The organism is Arthrobacter sp. 2762 (genome assembly GCF_040548745.1).
In the GTDB taxonomy this organism is placed as follows: domain Bacteria; phylum Actinomycetota; class Actinomycetes; order Actinomycetales; family Micrococcaceae; genus Arthrobacter.
The window spans coordinates 1-15,808 of the sequence record NZ_JBEPSI010000010.1; the positions used below are offsets into that span (position 1 = coordinate 1).

The following is a 15,808-nucleotide window of genomic DNA, read 5'->3' on the forward strand; positions in this document are numbered from 1 at the left end:
GACACCCGCCAAGCCGCCCGCCGCTACTTCAAAAACGACACCCACTCCATCGTCGCCAAAACCCTCCAACTCCTCGCCGCCAAGGGAGAAGTCGAGGAGGGCGCGCCGTCGTACGCTATTGACCGCTACAAGCTGCACGACGTGAACGCGGGCACCACTGGCGGAGCAGGCGGAGACGCCTAACACCCCAACAACCCAGATAACAGGGCAGAAAAACGGTTGGCGGCAGTGTTCGTGAAGAACACTGCCGCCAACTGTGTTTGCGATGTAACCGGGAGGGCTCAGGTGCCCAGATTCCTCCGGTCTACGACGAATCCGGTTGCCGCGTTTTCGCGGACTGCGTTGATACCGGCCACGACGGCCTTCAAATTGGGAAACTGTGGCGACACTGCCACAACTGTGCCGTCATCGGCTGTGAGTCGGAACCTGAACGTGTTCGTCCCGGCCTTGAGTATCTCGAAACTGCCCGCCATCTTCCCCTTTTCCTCCACGCATCATTGCATTAGAGCTGATTTGAACAATTCCCTACCGACAATAATGGCCGTCGGAACCTACCAACAGACCTACTGAGGAGTAGTTTGCAACCGATTTTGGTAGATGTCCCGGAAAGCTCCGAGGGAGCTACAGACCGCGTGCATGCCCGCGCGTATCGTGAGGATATGACTGGATCCGGCGTGGCGCCCACTACGGGCGTCCTGCTTGCCGCAGGGGCTGGTACGCGCTTGGGCCGCGGACCGAAAGCGCTGCTCCCCTACCGCGGCCGCACGCTGGTTGAGGTGCTGGCCGATACGCTGTTCGACGGCGGCTGCCGCGAGGTGGTGGTGGTTGTTGGGGCCGAGGCGGACCGTGTTCGAAGCACCACAGATCTACGGACGTACACCGTGGTCGAGAACGAAAACTGGGCCAAGGGCATGGCTGGTTCTTTCCGCGCAGGAATCGAGGCGGCCTCGCCGGGACACAGCATCATGGTGGCTCTGGTGGATCAGCCCGGATTAACCCCGACGGCGGTCAGCAGGTTGCTGGGCAGCCACCGTACAGGCCGGGTCACGGCAGCCGCCTACCCTGACGAAGCAGGCCGCCTTAAGCGTCGGCACCCGGTGATTATCGACGTCGCGCTCCGATCCCAAGCGGCGGAAGCCGCGAATGGTGACACGGGGGCGCGATCGTTCCTCAAGGCGCATCCGGGCTTGGTGGACCTTGTGGATTGCAGTGACCTCTGCTCCGGCGAAGACCTGGATACGAAGGATCAGTTGCACCTGCTGGAGGACTGACTGCGAAGCCGACCACTCTAGGGCCGGTAAATTTGAATCCATGATCCAGATTGCCCTTGACGATCCCACGCGCCCGGATGTCCATCAGCTCCTCAGCGAACATCTGGCGGACATGTTTGCGACGTCGCCTGCAGAGAGCGTGCACGCATTGGACCATTCGGCGTTGTCGCATGAAGCCATCACGTTCTGGACGGCCCGCGAAAACGGTGTGCTGCTGGGATGCGGGGCGCTGAAGGAACTGGCCACTTCTGACGGAGACGGCCGGTCCGGCGAGATCAAGTCGATGCGCACCACCGCCGCTGCCCGTGGGCGCGGAGTAGCCACGCTGATGCTCAAGCACATCGTGGCCGAAGCCGGCCGCCGGGGCTACGAGCGGGTGAGCTTGGAAACCGGGACCGAAGAATACTTTGCCCCTGCACGTCGTTTGTATGCCAGGCACGGATTCACCGAATGCCCGCCCTTCGCCGACTACACCCTGGACCCAAACAGCGTGTTCATGGAACTCGCCGTATCCCCCAAGTAGCCGTCCCACCCAAGTAAGTCGCAGTTAAGCGCATTCTGACGGCTCAAAACGCGCTCAACTGCGACTCAGTTGGGGATCAGGGTGCGGTCCCGGAGGGCAAGGTAGATCTTGTCGCGGGCAATGGGCAGCTCGCCGAAACGAACCCCGGTGGCGTTGCGGATTGCGTTGGCCAAGGCAGCTGCCACAGGGTTGAACGGGCTCTCGCTCATGGACTTGGCGCCAAGGGGTCCAGTGGTGTCGTTCGTTGTTGCGAAATAGACCTCGCTCCGTGGAACGTCCGCGAAGGAGGGGATGTGATACTGCCGCAGGATGTCCGTGGTGACGCGTCCGGCGTCGTCCACTTTCACTTCCTCATACAGCACCGCACCGAGCGCCTGGGTGATACCGCCTTCGATCTGCCCACGGCACTGACGCGGGTTCACCACAACTCCAGCATCTGCGGCCTGCACACTCTGCAGGATCCGCAGCTCCCCCGTTCCCGTATTCACAGCAACCCGGAACCCGTGCACGTTGAAGGCAACTGACCGCGGAGTTCCGCCCCAGTTGCCATCGGTGGCGAGCCGAACGCCCTGCAGGCGGGCGGCGTCGACAATTTCCGTCAGTGGCACCGTACGGTCGCCGCACTGAACAGCCCCGTCCACCAAACGGCAATCGGCCAGCGGTGCCCCCGTCAGCGAAGCCGCAACGGTCTGGATCCTCGTGGCGAGTTCAAGGGCTGCGCCGAGCGTCGCCTTGCCGGCAACCACGGTTCCGGCCGAACCGAACGCGCCGGTATCGTGCTCCACGAGGTCGGTATCGGACTGGCGAACGGTCACCTTTGATGCCGTGGTGGCCAACGCTGTTGCAGCCAACTGCGCATGGACAGTTGTGGTGCCGTTCCCGAACTCCGCTGTACCGACGTCGACGGCGAACCTTCCGTCCGCTTCCAGGCTCACCCTGGTGTGGGCGAAGTGGCCTCGCGGCGGAACGGTATCGATCATGGAGAGCGCCGAGCCCTCACCGACGACCCAGTCGGGGCCGAGGTCCTCCAGCCCAGCGGCCCGGTAACGCTCCTTGCCCCGGTCCAGGGCATCCCGGACCAAGGCCACGCACTGGTCCAAGCCGTAGCTACCGTAGTGGACGTCCTCCTCAGGCTCGGGTGTAGTAGACAACATGTGATCGCCCGGACGGACCATGTTCTTGAGCCGGAACTCCAAGGGGTCCATCCCGATACCGATCGCAAGTTCGTCGATGGCGGACTCGATCGCGAAGATCATCTGGCTCAACCCATACCCCCGGAAAGCACCGGCGGGAACCGTGTTGGTGTAGACGGCCTGGGCGTCCACTTTCTTGTTGACGCATTTATAGACGGCCAACGATTCCCCACAACCGTGGAACATCACGCCGGGCGCATGGTTTCCGTAGGCGCCAGTGTTGGTGATGACGTCCAGTTGAAGGGCGGTCAGGTATCCATCCCGGCTGGCTCCCGCCTTGAGATTGATGGTGAAGGGGTGGCGCGTTGTGGTGGACGTGAACTGTTCGGTCCGGGTGAACTCCACCTGGACCGGCCTACGCAAAGCCAGTGCCGCGAGGGCCACAAGATCCTCGGTGAGGACCTCCTGCTTGCTGCCGAAACCACCCCCGACGCGGCCAGCCACCACGCGAACAGTCTCCTCCGGCAGATTGAACAACCTCATCAGGGTGCGCTTTACCAGGAAAGGAACCTGAGTGGAGGAACGGACAACCAGCCTGCCGTCCTCGTCCAGCCAGGCGATGGACGCGTGCGTTTCCATCGCGACGTGCTGAACCCTTTGCGTCTTGTACGTGTACTCATGGACGAAGTCGGCTGCCGCGAAGCCGTCGGCCACGCTGCCCAGCTCGGCGTGGACCTCTGCCACCACGTTCTCCAGGGGCCGGGAGATTCTGGAGTAAACGCCATCCTTGTCGCCATGGATTGCGGGGGCACCGGTAAGAATGGCCTCCTGGGGCGTGAACACGGGCTCCAAGAGCTCGTACTCCACAGCAAGCGCCCGGGTTCCGGCCTCGGCAGCACCAACGGACTCGGCCACCACAGCAGCAACGCGCTGCCCGATGAACCGCACCACGTTGTCCAGCACGCGGGTGTCATCAGGATCGTCCGTGAAGTGTTCGTGCTGGGCAGTGGAGAACAACTGCGCAGGTGCGTCTTCGTGCGTGAAGACGGCGACGACGCCAGGAACCGCCAATGCCGCGGTCTTGTCAATGGCGACGATCCGCGCGTGTGGATGCGGCGACCTCACGAGCTTGAGATGCAGCAGTCCGGGCAGTTGCTCAGCCGGGACATCCAGGGTGTACCGGGCAGTTCCGGTAACCACGGCTTGACCGGCGGGTGCGGGCACGTTGTCCCCGAGCTGGCCGGGCGTGGCTTCCACAGCCACGGGATGTCCTGCGGCAGGCTGTCCGGCGGCAGGCGATTGTGCCCCGGAAACGTCAGCTCCGGCGTCGTGCTTGTGCCCGCCGCCGTGACCATCAGCATGACCACACACGGCGTCAGCGATGGAGCGGTAACCGGTGCAGCGGCACAGATTTCCCTTGAGGTTGCGGGGCAGGTTGGCACGTTGTTCGTCGTCAAAAGTGGCTGCGGTCATGACCATGCCGGCGGTGCAGAAACCGCATTGGAAACCCTGGGCTTCGAGGAACTGCTCCTGCACAGGGTGAAGGTTTTCGCCGGTGGAGAGACCTTCGATCGTGGTGACGGCTTTGCCCTCGGCGCGGACAGCCGGATAGATACAGCTGTGGACGGGAGTGCCGTCGACGTGCACAGTGCAGGCGCCACAGTCACCGCCGTCGCAGCCCTTCTTAACGCCGAAGTTTCCCTGTTCCCGGAGGAAAGTGCGCAGGCATTGGCCCGGGCGGGGTGTGGCCTGAGAGGCAGCGCCGTTGATCTCAATTGCCATGGGAGGCCTCCTTCTGCGGGTTGTTGTGTGCGGGTTGCGTGGATGGTTGCTGCGAGGTGGCGTGCGGTGGCCAGAAGTCGCCTGACACAACCATCGACTCGCCCAGCAGCTCGGCCCGGATCTCCTCGGCCAGTTTGAACGTCATATCGCGGCGCCACGCGGGGAGCCCATGGATGTCATCGTGGTACAGCGGCCAGGGAATGGAATCCCCGACGGCGTCAGCCAGCATCCCGGCGTCGGGAACCTGCCCGGCGGGGAACCGTAGCTGTACGGGCCTTTTGGTGGAGGCAGTGACGGTGATGATCAAACCGCCATCGGCGTCGAGGCGTCCGATGAGCAGCACGCCGGATCGTCCAAGGTTACTCAGCGACAGACGCCGGAAGGCAACGCGGGCCGAGAGTGCCGCGGCCGGAAGGTGGATGCTCCGGAGCAACTCCCCCGCGGCCAGGACATTCTCCATGTCCCCTACTACGAAATCGGCCACAGGTACACTGCGGCTGCTACCGTCGGGGCTCTGGATGGTTGCCAAGGCGTCGAGCCCGGCACACAACGAAATCATGGGGCCGGCCGGCAAGGATGTGCAGAGGTTGCCGCCCACCGTGGACATGTTCCAAATCTTGAAGGACGCCACAAACGAGTCGCAGCAAGGACGGATCACTGCCAGGCCGGGCCACTCGCGGTTGGCTGTTTCCGCGGACGCCGGCAATGCGTAGAGCTCGGCAACGGTGCAGGTTGCGGCCAACTCGATACCGTCATCGGTTACTGTAATGGCCGGCCAATCCGCTTGGCCCAAATCAAGGAGCCGTTTAAGGACAGTGCTTCCGTAGGAGAAGAGGACAGTCCCTCCGGCAAGCCAGGCATCGCCATCGCGCCATTGCGAAGGATCCGTGGTGGGAACCACGGCCTCGATGGTGTTCATGTCCATGGGTCCTCCTGAGTGAGGTGTTGAGGTGCTGGGTGGATCGGCGCTGGGTGAATGGGTGCCGCGTGAATCGGGCCGGTGCCGTCCTTCAGCGAGGGGAAACCGGTGGCTGTGCGGCCGGGGGCCTTGTGGCCGGGTGCCTTGCGGCCCGTGACTTTGCCGCTGGGGGTTCCCCGCTCGGCGATGATTTCTGCCGTGATGGAGACTGCGACTTCGGCTGGTGTCACTGCGCCAAGGTCTAATCCGATCGGGGAATGCAGGCGTTCGAGCGCTTCGGAGGTCGTGCCCGCCTCGAACAGGGCGTCAACCCGATGTCGGTGGCTGCGACGCGAGCCCATTGCGCCGACGTAAGCCAGGTTTAAGCGAAGCGCTGTTTCAAGCAGGGGAATGTCGAACTTTGGATCGTGGGTCAGGACGCACACGACGGTCCGGGCATCGATTCGCCCCGCCGCTGCTTCGGCTTCCAGGTAGCGGTGCGGCCAGTCTGTGACCACCTGGTCCGCTCCGGCGAAGCGGGTCTGCTTGGCAAACGCAGGGCGGGCATCACACAGGGTGACGTTGTAACCAAGCAACTGTCCGGCCGGGAGCAATGCGGCACCGAAATCGTTGGCACCGAAGATGAGCATTCGCGCGGCCGGCAAACGGCTTTCCACGAACAAGGTGATGGGTTCGGGCTGGGTTATTTCTTCCGGGCCCGCCGACTCCCACCTGTCCACTGTTACCCAGCCATCGATGCAGCCTTCGGGTGCTGCCAGCCGGACCAACCCCGTGCGTCCGCCTTGGAGCAGCGGCTCAACTTGGGCCGCCGCAGCCATCAGGGTGGCGGGATGATCGCCCACCAACCGGGCCAGTTGCGTTGATTCCATGGCGCGGAACCGAACAGGATCATCAACGACCACCGCTCCCCCTCCTCCACCGAGCCTGCGGATGAGGGCCAAGGCCGTGGGTTCGTTTGATACAGCGATGTCCAACAAGGCCATTTCGCCGGAATCGCTACCCAGTGGCTGGATATGGACTTCCAGTTCTCCTCCACAGGTGAGTCCGACGGCGAACGCGTCCTCGGCACTGTAGCCAAAAGACTCAAGGCGTGGGCCGCCGTCGCGCATTGCTTCCAAGGCTGCCTCAACGACGGCCCCTTCCACGCAACCGCCGGACAGGCTGCCCAGGATTTCGCCATGTTCGGAGACCATCATGGAAGTCCCCATGGGGCGCGGGACTGAGCCGCCGGTCCCTACGATCGTGGCCACAGCGCATCGTTGGCCAGAGACCGCAGTCCGCCAGCTGCCCAGTGAAGGCATCAGATCCAGCATGGCAACACGTCCTTTTTCCAGGTGTCCCGGCCAGGTGGCCCCGGCCGGAGCAGTGCGCGATCTTGCCCTCATAATCTCATTTCCAGAAGGTGTTGAGGGGTAGTCGCGGTTATTGAATAAGAGTTCATAGGAACGGGGGCAAGGGCTTCATCTCCCTGCCCCCGTTCCCTGACGGAGCATCAGCACCCGTTCCTGAATCAACAGGGCCGCCGCCCGCCGTCGTGCCTGTTCCGGTGGTGCTGTTCGATCAGGGACCACGACGACGGACGCCTATTCGTGCGGTGGGTGCGGATGGACCGCCGTTCGAAATGCCGGATGTGGACCCGCCGGCGCGGGGTGGGGCTCCGGGCTAGACGCCCATCAAGGCGTTGATCGGGCCACGGGCGAAGTAGATGATGAAGCCCACCGTGACCACCCACATAAGCGGATGGACTTTCTTGGCCTTGCCCGATGCCGCGCTGATCACCGCGAAGGAGATGAACCCGACGCCGATGCCGTTGGCAATGGAATAGGTCAGCGGCATGGTCACAATGGTGAGGAACGCCGGCAACGCGATGGCGAACTTGGTGAACTTGATCTCGCGGATCTGAGCCATCATCATCGCGCCCACCACCACCAGCGCTGCGGCAGCCACTTCCAATGGGACAACCGAAGTAAGCGGCGTAAAGAACATCGAGCCCAGGAACAGCAGGCCAGTGACGACCGAGGCCAGGCCGGTGCGGGCGCCCTCGCCGATTCCTGCTGCGGAGTCGATGTAGACGGTGTTGGATGAACCGGAGGTCCCGCCACCCACCACTGCGCCCATGCCTTCAACGATGAAGGCCGACTTCAGCTTGGGGAACGTACCGTCCTTATGTGCCACGCCTGCGCTCTTGGCCAAGCCCGTCATGGTGCCCATGGCGTCGAAGAAGTTGGTGAACACCAGGGTGAAGACAAGCATGGTCGCAGCCAGTCCGCCAATCCTGGCGAACGAACCAAAGAGGTCGAACTGGCCTACCAGGCTAAGATCCGGGACGGACATCAACTGGCTGGACAGGATCGGCACGTTGAGGTGCCAGCCGCCGGGGTTATCGGCGGTGCCCGGACCAATGTGGAACACGGCCTCGGCTGCAGCGGCGAGGACTGTTGTGGCGACGATGCCAATCAACAGGCCGCCCTGAATCTTGCGTGCCACGAGGATACCCATGACCAGCAATCCGATGATGAAGACGAGAGTTGGGATGGAGGTAATGGAACCATCCGTGCCGAGCTGGACCGGCGGGCCGCCCTTGGTGGGGCGGACAAAGCCGGAGTCGACGAAGCCGATGAAGGCGATGAACAGGCCGATGCCAACGGTGATTGCGGCTTTGAGTTCCTTGGGGACTGCCTTGAAGATCGCCGTCCGGGCACCGGTGGCGCCGAAGAGGACGATCAGGATGCCGTTGATGACCACCAGGCCCATGGCTTCTGGCCATGTGACTTCCTGGATGACCGCGACGGCGAGGAAGGAATTGATGCCCAGACCGGCTGCGAGGCCGAAGGGCAGGTTGGCGACGAGTCCGAAGACGATGGTCATGACGCCGGCGGTCAGGCCAGTAACTGCGCCTACCTGTGCTGCCGAGAGCCAGCCGCCCGCCACATCCACCGGGGCGTTGTCTGCCGAGAATCCGCCCAGGATGAGCGGGTTGAGGATGACGATGTACGCCATGGTGAAGAACGTGACCAAGCCGCCGCGGAATTCACGGGCCAGCGTGGAGCCACGTTTGGTGATCTGGAAGAACTTATCCAGGAAGGAGTTCGACACCGGCGGCTTGCTGTTGCCGGTCGCCGTGTGCTTTGCGTTTGCCGCTGTGGGCTCTGCGCTCTTGCCTCCGTTGGGGAGGAGCGCAGCCTGCTTTTCAGCTGCGGTCTGCATTTCTGCGGGATCCAGAATTGTCATGTCAGCCACCGGGCCCTAGTAGTCGATCCTGGAATCAAGCGTGTTCCATGTGGTGAACGGCTGGAGGGCCGCCGGAGCCTGGGGGTCGCCCAGTTCCAGCTTGGCTACCGGCATCAGCGCGTCCCGGTTGTCGTTCTCGAAGAACTCGTAGAAGACGGCGTCGTCAAAGCCAACGGATGCGGCGTCGTGACGGTCTGCAGCAAAGAACACGCGGTCAACGCGTGCCCAGAGTGCGGAGGCCAGGCACATGGGGCATGGCTCGCAACTGGTGTAGAGGGTTGCTCCGCTCAAATCGAAGGTTCCCAGTTCGTGGCAGGCGTTACGGATGGCCGTGACTTCTGCGTGTGCGGTGGGATCGTTCGTGGCGGTGACGCGGTTGACGCCTTGGAAGGCTTGTCCATCCGCGGTAACAATGACGGCGCCGAAGGGGCCACCACTGTTGAGGACATTGGCTGTTGCCAGCTCAATGGTTGTGGCCAGGAATTGCTCGGCCGTGACGGTTGTACTCATGTTGCGACTTCCTTAGTGCTGAGGAAGCCAGGTGACCTGTTGGGGGCGCTACGGAGCAGAGCTCCAGTTAGCTTGGTTACCAGGCTTCAGCATGTGCGATGAAGGTTAAGTTGCGCCTGGTAGATAGCTTCCCGAAGTCCGGGTGCCCGCCTTTGGCAGTTAGAGCGTAGCACCAGGCTTGTGAGCCGCGCCATAGTTTTTTGAAAATTTAATTTCGTCATACGAAATTGGGGTTGCTGGCCAGATGTGACCGGACGACGCCTGCGAACGTTGACTGCCGCCGTCGTGCATCTTACGCTTTTCGGACCGGACGCACTTGGTGGCTTCCGGCTCCTGGATCAGCAGACAGGGCCTAACTGAGCTGGAACGCGTACACGCCGACCAGACAAGGAACCTGCCATGACCCCTCTTTGGATCAAGAACCCGCTGGGTATCTTCACCGCAAACGACCTCAACGCCGGTGGCGGCCTGGTGGTCTCCGACGGGAAAATCGTGGAGCTCGTGTCTACGGGCGGGCAGCCTTCGTTGCCTTGTTCTGTCTTTGATGCCTCCGCCCACGTGGTTCTGCCTGGGCTCATCAACACCCACCACCACTTCTACCAAACCCTCACCCGCGCCTGGGGTCCGGTGGCCAACGCTCCGCTGTTCCCGTGGCTGCAGAATTTGTACCCCGTGTGGGCACGGTTGACGCCCCGGAGCCTTGAGCTTGCAGTGCAGGTTGCACTGGCGGAGCTTTTGTTGTCCGGCTGCACCACCGCCGCAGACCACCACTACCTCTTCCCCGACGGCATGGAAGACGCCATTGATATTGAAGCAGGCGCGGTGCGCTCCATGGGCATGCGGGCAACACTGACCCGCGGGTCCATGACATTGGGAGAGGACGACGGCGGGCTGCCGCCCCGGACCACGGTCCAGTCACCCGGGACGATCCTTGCGGACAGCGAACGGCTGATTCGTCAGTACCACGAAACCGGTGATGGGGCTTCAATACAGATTGCCCTCGCCCCCTGCTCGCCATTCTCCGTGACCAAAGAGATCATGGCCGAGAGCGCAGCCATGGCCGAACGCTTCGATGTCCGGCTACACACGCACCTTGCAGAGACCATCGACGAGGAAGACTTCTGCCGCTCCATGTTTGGGCTGCGGACCGTGGATTACCTGGAGTCAGTTGGCTGGTTGGGATCCCGCACGTGGCTTGGACACGGCATCCACTTCAACGACGACGAGATCGCCAGGCTGGGAGCCGCGGGCACCGCCGTCGCGCATTGCCCAACCTCCAACATGCGCCTCGCATCCGGGACAGCCCGAGTGCTGGAACTTGAAGCCGCGGGCGTTCCCGTGGGGCTGGGAGTGGACGGATCGGCGTCGAACGATGCTTCCAACATGATCCTCGAGGCCCGCCAAGCGCTGTATTTGCAACGGCTCCGGTACGGGGCTTCCGTCCCTGTGGAGAGAGCACTCGGTTGGGCGACACGCGGGTCCGCCGCCGTTTTGGGCCGCTCGGACATCGGGCAGTTGGCTCCGGGCCTTCAGGCAGACCTTGCCCTGTTCAAGCCCGACGAACTGCGCTTCTCCGGCAGCCATGACCCCGTCGCCGCCTTGCTGCTCTGTGGGGCGGACCGGGCAGACCGCGTCATGGTGGGTGGCCAGTGGCGGGTGGTGGACGGGGAGATCCCCGGGCTCGACGTTGCAGGGCTCATCGCTGAGCACTCGGCTGCGGCCCGGAAGTTGGTGGCGGGGTAGGTTCTGCCCCCCCTTGCGCGAAATCGCCGGAACGCTGCCACTTCACAGGGAACGTTCCGGCGATTTCGCACTTTTCCAGCGATCTCATTGCGGGCCGCAGCAAACGGCCGGAGTCCGCACCCCTTGGATGCAGAAAAGATCCTAGGGGCGCTGGCGGCCGAACACCGGGAGCGCGCGGAGCCAACGGGAGAATCCGCCGGCATTGCGGTCGCAGTCGGCCGGAATGTAGAAGTCCGGATCTGTTGCACCGAAGGGCAGGTACAGCTCCTGACCCGGTGCCGGGAATTCCACGACGTTGTTCGTATCCTTCGAGTCCATCTGTTCCTCCTCTTTCCAGTGCAGCACTTTTCCGTATTTCGGAAAATCTTTATTGCTATGTGAAAAGAATAGGCAGGGCGCCGAGTAGCCGTCAAGACCTGTCCAAGAGGGAACCGGAGTTGCTCCGGTCACATTTGGCTGCTTCATAACGATCACCGGAAACCCATATACACAAGCCGAAATCATGCGCTACTCTCGAATGAGTTCGTGGCGTACGTCACGTAACCTGAGAGCAGCAGGCAGGGTCGTAATGAGCTGGCATCAATGGATGCCGGCTCTTTTTTGTTGGGTCGGCTCCACCAGAAACGCGGTGGAAACACGCGCTTAATTTCATTGATGGAACGTAGGTTCCACCTCACAGAAGTTGGGATATGACCATGAGCAACAACATCGTCCTCGGCGAAAACCAGTACGGCAAAGCGGAAGTCCGCGTCGTCAAGGTCACTCGGGATACTGACCGCCACCACATCGAAGATCTGAATGTCACCTCGCAACTGCGCGGCGATTTCCAGGCGGCACACCTCGAAGGCGACAACGGCCACGTCGTTGCCACCGATACCCAGAAGAACACTGTCTACGCTTTTGCCCGTGACGGCATCGGCTCACCGGAGTCCTTCCTGCTGCGTCTCGCGGACCACTTCACCGGCGAGTTCGAATGGGTAACCGGCGGCCGTTGGGAAGCCGAGGCCTACAGCTGGGATCGCATCCAGGCACACGGCGCGGGACACGATCACAGCTTCGTCCGCAACGGACAAGAGGTGCGTACCGCCGTCGTCGTCCGTGATGGCGCAACCACGCACGTGATTTCCGGCCTCAAGGACCTGACCGTCCTCAAGACCACGCAGTCAGGGTTCGTCGGCTACCCGCGCGACAAATACACCACCCTGCCGGAAACCACGGACCGCATCCTTGCCACCGACGTTTCTGCCCGCTGGCGCTACAACACCAACGTGGACTTGGCAGGCACGGACTTCAACAAGAGCTACGAGGACATCAAGGCCCTCCTGCTGGAAGGCTTCACAGAGAACTACTCGCACGCCCTGCAGCAGACGCTGTTCGACATGGGCAAGAAGGTCCTGGAAGCACACAGCGAAGTGGATGAAATCAAGTTCTCCATGCCCAACAAGCACCACTTCCTGGTTGACCTGAGCCCGTTCGGCCTGGACAACCCCAACGAGGTCTTCTTCGCCGCGGACCGCCCGTACGGCCTCATCGAAGCAACCGTCCAGCGCGACAACACCACGGCCGCGCCCGTTGCATGGAGCGGCATCGCCGGCTTCTGCTAAGCACCGCCCCTAACAAGGCACCACTAACAACGCACCACTAACAACGCACCATCCAGGAGTTTGTGTGCAGGTCCCCCAACGGCCCCCCGCCAAGGCCGGACCTGCACACAAACCCCACCCCAAAACCCAAGATTTTGTTAGCCAGACACAGTTAGCCAGACGAAGACGTCTGCCATGAACCCAGAAAGTCTGCCATGAACACGAAGAAGAAAACCCGCCCTGCGAATACCACCCCTTCGCAGAAGCATCAGCCAGAACGCCCCGAGGACAAGCGCCTCTCCATCGGAAGCACGTTCGCGTACGGCTTCCAGCACGTCCTCACCATGTACGGCGGAATCATTGCCCCTCCGCTGATCATCGGCGCCGCCGCAGGCATGTCCTCGCAGGATATCGGCCTCCTCATCGCAGCCTGCCTGTTCGTTGGCGGCCTGGCCACAATCCTCCAGACGGTGGGCATCCCGTTCTTCGGCTCACAGCTACCCCTGGTTCAGGGCGTCTCCTTCGCCGGCGTCTCAACGATGGTTGCGATTGTCCAAGGCGGCGGGGGCATCCAAGCCGTGTTCGGTTCGGTCATTGTGGCCTCCCTGATCGGCCTGGCCATCACTCCCTTGTTCTCCAAGATCATCAAGTTCTTCCCGCCAGTGGTCACCGGCACGGTCATCACCACCATTGGGCTCACGCTCATGCCGGTCGCAGCAAACTGGGCCATGGGTGGAAACGCCAAGGCCGATAATTACGGCAGCATGGCCAACATCGGCCTCGCCGCAGCAACCATGGGCGTCGTCCTGCTCCTGAGCAAGGTGGGCAACGCCGCGATCTCCCGGCTCTCCATCCTGCTGGCCATGGTCATTGGCACCATCATCGCGTTCGTTGCAGGAATGGCAGACTTCTCCAAGGTTGGCCAGGGCGACATCGTCGCTTTCCCCACGCCCTTCGCTTTCGGTGCTCCAACGTTCGAAATCGCAGCAATCATTTCCATGCTCATCGTCATCCTGGTAACACTGACCGAGACCTCCGCAGACATCATTGCAGTGGGCGAGATCGTCGATACCAAGGTTGACTCCCGCCGCATCGGCGACGGCCTCCGCGCGGACATGCTCTCCAGCGCCATCTCACCGCTGTTCAACTCCTTCACGCAGAGCGCCTTCGCCCAGAACGTTGGACTCGTGGCCATCACAGGCATCAAGAGCCGCTTCGTTGTCAGCGCCGGCGGCCTCATCCTGGTGGTCCTTGGCCTCCTGCCGATCCTGGGCCGAGTGGTCGCAGCGGTTCCGACGCCCGTCCTGGGCGGTGCCGGCGTCGTGCTTTTCGGCACGGTGGCAGCCAGCGGTATCCGCACCCTGGCCAAGGTTGAGTACAAGAACAACATGAACCTGATCATCGTGGCCGCTTCGATCGGTTTCGGCATGATTCCCATTGCCGCTCCGAAGTTCTACGACCAGTTCCCATCCTGGTTCTCCACGATCTTCCACTCCGGCATCAGCTCCGCCGCAGTCATGGCGATCCTGCTGAACATCCTGTTCAACCACTTCAAGGCAGGCAACACGGACAACCAGTCTGTGTTCGTCGCTGGTACGGACCGCATCGTCAGCGAGGAAGACATCAAGTGCCTGAGCGAAGGCGACCGCTTCGAGAACGGCAAGCTGATCGACGCCGACGGCAAGGAAGTCCCGCTCAAGACCTCCAGCGCCTCGGAGCACTAGCTCCCGCCAAAAATGGCAGATGACGGCAGCGTTTCCTTGGGGGACGCTGCCGTCATTTGTCGCCTTGCTTGGAAATCGCCCCGCGCAGAATGTACGACGGCGGCGCTCACCACCGGGCAACACTCACCGTAGGATCAGCCCATGACCGAACAGCTCCCCTGCTTCCGTTCCCTCGCCCTCCGCAAGATACCGGAGCCGGACTACGCGGACGTTTGCCTGGCCACCCTCCCTGAGGGCGCCGGCACGGATCCCAGGGAATGGGCGGAGCGAGTGTTCTCCATCGAGTCGATGCCGCGCTGGGTTGCTTGGGCAATGGGCTTAAGGCAGGCGATCGTGCCCTTGATCGGCATACCCAAAGCACCTAAGAACACCTTCACGGTGAGCGAACAGTCGGGCGAGGAAGCCCTGATCTTTGTCCGGGACAGGCACTTGGATTTCGCGGTGGCGGTTGGAGTCGATCCGGTGACCCGACTGATCAGGGTGACTACCGCCGTCGAGCTTAAGGGGTGGCGCGGAAAGCTGTACTTCGGCGTCGTGCGGCCGGCTCACCCGCTGGTGGTGGACTCGATGCTGCGGAAGGCCACCGGCAAGAAACCTAGTTCTGGTTGAGCTCAGCGGAGATCGCCAACGCTGCCTCGCGCAGCATCGGCACAGCACGGTCGGCAAAGCTCTGGTCCACACGGGTGATGGGCCCGGAAACGGAGATAGCCGTGGGAGTGGGAGCGTTGGGCACGGCCATCGCGAAGCAGCGTACGCCGAGCTCCTGCTCTTCCTCGTCAATGGAGTAGCCGCGCTCACGGATCAGCTTGAGGTCCGCCAGAAGGGAGTCGATGTCGCCGATGCTCTTGGCCGTGGGCGTGGGCATGCCGGTGCGGGCAACAATGCCACGGACCTGTTCGTCGTCGAGCTGCGCCAGGATCGCTTTGCCAACGCCGGTGTCATGCGTGTGGGCGCGGCGGCCAACCTCGGTGAACATGCGCATGGAGTGCATGGACGGTACCTGGGCCACATAAATGACCATGTCGGAATCCAACACGGCCATGTTGGAGGTCTCGCCGAGGCGTTCAACGAGGGTCTTCAGCTGCGGACGCGCCACGGCGCCGAGCTGCTTGCTGGCACCCTCGCCAAGCCGGATGAGCCGGGGGCCCAAAGCGTAGCGGCGATTGGGCAGTTGGCGGATGTAGCCCAATGCCACAAGCGTGCGCAACAGGCGGTGGATGGTGGGCAAGGGCAGGTCCGTGGACGACGACAGCTCGCTCAGAGTGACGTCGCCACCCGCATCCGTGATCAGTTCCAGCAGTTCAAAGACGCGCTCAACGGACTGCACGCCTCCGGAGGCTTTTTCAGCCATTCCCTTGTCTCCAATGACTCAGATTCCGACAACTCTTA

15 protein-coding genes are annotated in these 15,808 nt (G+C 62.5%); 7 read left to right on the forward strand and 8 right to left on the reverse strand.

The annotated features are described in order from the left end of the window. The coding region (locus ABIE18_RS17555; RefSeq protein ID WP_499723914.1) for a hypothetical protein at positions 1-183 on the forward strand (183 nt) is incomplete at its 5' end. Between the two features lie 98 nt (positions 184-281). Here ABIE18_RS17555 and ABIE18_RS17560 read toward each other — a convergent pair. Then, positions 282-473 carry a YegP family protein gene (locus ABIE18_RS17560; RefSeq protein ID WP_223934473.1) on the reverse strand — a complete coding sequence of 64 codons (192 nt, stop codon included), beginning with the start codon at positions 471-473 and terminating at the stop codon, positions 282-284. A 159-nt stretch (positions 474-632) separates the two neighbouring features. On the opposite strand from ABIE18_RS17560, the gene nboR reads away from it, so the two are divergent. Further along, positions 633-1,271, forward strand: coding sequence for a nicotine blue oxidoreductase (gene nboR, locus ABIE18_RS17565; RefSeq protein ID WP_499724075.1), 639 nt, complete (start codon positions 633-635; stop codon positions 1,269-1,271). Positions 1,272-1,311: 40 nt separating this feature from the next. Next, the gene (locus tag ABIE18_RS17570; RefSeq protein WP_499723915.1) at positions 1,312-1,794 is read left to right on the forward strand and encodes a GNAT family N-acetyltransferase; all 483 of its coding nucleotides are present in this window, start codon (positions 1,312-1,314) and stop codon (positions 1,792-1,794) included. Positions 1,795-1,859: 65 nt separating this feature from the next. Here the strand turns inward: ABIE18_RS17570 and ABIE18_RS17575 are convergent, their stop codons facing one another. From ABIE18_RS17575 to ABIE18_RS17595, 5 genes are all read right to left on the reverse strand, one after another. Then, complete coding sequence (locus tag ABIE18_RS17575) at positions 1,860-4,709, reverse strand: molybdopterin-dependent oxidoreductase (RefSeq protein WP_499723916.1); 2,850 nt, start codon at positions 4,707-4,709, stop codon at positions 1,860-1,862. Further along, a complete protein-coding gene (locus ABIE18_RS17580) occupies positions 4,699-5,634 on the reverse strand; it encodes an FAD binding domain-containing protein (protein WP_499723917.1) in 936 nt (311 codons plus the stop codon). Before ABIE18_RS17580 ends, ABIE18_RS17575 begins: the two co-directional genes overlap by 11 nt. Further along, on the reverse strand, positions 5,625-6,941 hold the full coding sequence (locus ABIE18_RS17585; protein ID WP_499723918.1) for an XdhC family protein: 1,317 nt from the start codon (positions 6,939-6,941) through the stop codon (positions 5,625-5,627). The genes ABIE18_RS17580 and ABIE18_RS17585 overlap by 10 nt, the downstream gene beginning before the upstream one ends. 349 nt (positions 6,942-7,290) lie before the next feature. Continuing rightward, positions 7,291-8,868, reverse strand: coding sequence for an NCS2 family permease (locus tag ABIE18_RS17590; RefSeq protein ID WP_499723919.1), 1,578 nt, complete (start codon positions 8,866-8,868; stop codon positions 7,291-7,293). Positions 8,869-8,874: 6 nt separating this feature from the next. Continuing rightward, complete coding sequence (locus ABIE18_RS17595) at positions 8,875-9,369, reverse strand: nucleoside deaminase (RefSeq protein ID WP_499723920.1); 495 nt, start codon at positions 9,367-9,369, stop codon at positions 8,875-8,877. 399 nt (positions 9,370-9,768) lie between these two features. On the opposite strand from ABIE18_RS17595, the gene ABIE18_RS17600 reads away from it, so the two are divergent. Then, positions 9,769-11,112, forward strand: coding sequence for an 8-oxoguanine deaminase (locus ABIE18_RS17600; protein ID WP_499723921.1), 1,344 nt, complete (start codon positions 9,769-9,771; stop codon positions 11,110-11,112). A gap of 141 nt (positions 11,113-11,253) precedes the next feature. Here ABIE18_RS17600 and ABIE18_RS17605 read toward each other — a convergent pair whose 3' ends face one another. Then, positions 11,254-11,430 carry a hypothetical protein gene (locus ABIE18_RS17605; RefSeq protein ID WP_216926482.1) on the reverse strand — a complete coding sequence of 59 codons (177 nt, stop codon included), beginning with the start codon at positions 11,428-11,430 and terminating at the stop codon, positions 11,254-11,256. 371 nt (positions 11,431-11,801) lie between these two features. Between ABIE18_RS17605 and pucL the strand changes: the two genes are divergently transcribed. The 3 genes from pucL to ABIE18_RS17620 all read left to right on the forward strand — a co-directional run bounded on the left by pucL (position 11,802) and on the right by ABIE18_RS17620 (position 15,028). Next, the gene (gene pucL, locus ABIE18_RS17610; protein ID WP_224088890.1) at positions 11,802-12,716 is read left to right on the forward strand and encodes a factor-independent urate hydroxylase; all 915 of its coding nucleotides are present in this window, start codon (positions 11,802-11,804) and stop codon (positions 12,714-12,716) included. A 194-nt stretch (positions 12,717-12,910) separates the two neighbouring features. After that, positions 12,911-14,419 (forward strand): nucleobase:cation symporter-2 family protein, encoded by a 1,509-nt coding sequence (locus ABIE18_RS17615; RefSeq protein ID WP_499723922.1) that lies wholly within the window; start codon positions 12,911-12,913, stop codon positions 14,417-14,419. Positions 14,420-14,560: 141 nt separating this feature from the next. Continuing rightward, positions 14,561-15,028 (forward strand): DUF2867 domain-containing protein, encoded by a 468-nt coding sequence (locus tag ABIE18_RS17620; protein WP_499723923.1) that lies wholly within the window; start codon positions 14,561-14,563, stop codon positions 15,026-15,028. Here ABIE18_RS17620 and ABIE18_RS17625 read toward each other — a convergent pair. Continuing rightward, a complete protein-coding gene (locus tag ABIE18_RS17625) occupies positions 15,015-15,770 on the reverse strand; it encodes an IclR family transcriptional regulator (RefSeq protein ID WP_216926486.1) in 756 nt (251 codons plus the stop codon). The two genes, ABIE18_RS17620 and ABIE18_RS17625, sit on opposite strands and share 14 nt — an antisense overlap. Positions 15,771-15,808 lie beyond the last annotated feature (38 nt).

Bases quoted from the DNA above. Each gene is read 5' to 3' on its own strand.
- ABIE18_RS17560 (WP_223934473.1), bottom strand. From the start codon at position 473: ATGGCGGGCAGTTTCGAGATACTCAAGGCCGGGACGAACACGTTCAGG.
- ABIE18_RS17570 (WP_499723915.1), top strand. From the start codon at position 1,312: ATGATCCAGATTGCCCTTGACGATCCCACGCGCCCGGATGTCCATCAG.
- ABIE18_RS17575 (WP_499723916.1), bottom strand. From the start codon at position 4,709: ATGGCAATTGAGATCAACGGCGCTGCCTCTCAGGCCACACCCCGCCCG.
- ABIE18_RS17580 (WP_499723917.1), bottom strand. From the start codon at position 5,634: ATGGACATGAACACCATCGAGGCCGTGGTTCCCACCACGGATCCTTCG.
- ABIE18_RS17585 (WP_499723918.1), bottom strand. From the start codon at position 6,941: ATGCTGGATCTGATGCCTTCACTGGGCAGCTGGCGGACTGCGGTCTCT.
- ABIE18_RS17595 (WP_499723920.1), bottom strand. From the start codon at position 9,369: ATGAGTACAACCGTCACGGCCGAGCAATTCCTGGCCACAACCATTGAG.
- ABIE18_RS17600 (WP_499723921.1), top strand. From the start codon at position 9,769: ATGACCCCTCTTTGGATCAAGAACCCGCTGGGTATCTTCACCGCAAAC.
- ABIE18_RS17605 (WP_216926482.1), bottom strand. From the start codon at position 11,430: ATGGACTCGAAGGATACGAACAACGTCGTGGAATTCCCGGCACCGGGT.
- pucL (WP_224088890.1), top strand. From the start codon at position 11,802: ATGACCATGAGCAACAACATCGTCCTCGGCGAAAACCAGTACGGCAAA.
- ABIE18_RS17615 (WP_499723922.1), top strand. From the start codon at position 12,911: ATGAACACGAAGAAGAAAACCCGCCCTGCGAATACCACCCCTTCGCAG.
- ABIE18_RS17620 (WP_499723923.1), top strand. From the start codon at position 14,561: ATGACCGAACAGCTCCCCTGCTTCCGTTCCCTCGCCCTCCGCAAGATA.
- ABIE18_RS17625 (WP_216926486.1), bottom strand. From the start codon at position 15,770: ATGGCTGAAAAAGCCTCCGGAGGCGTGCAGTCCGTTGAGCGCGTCTTT.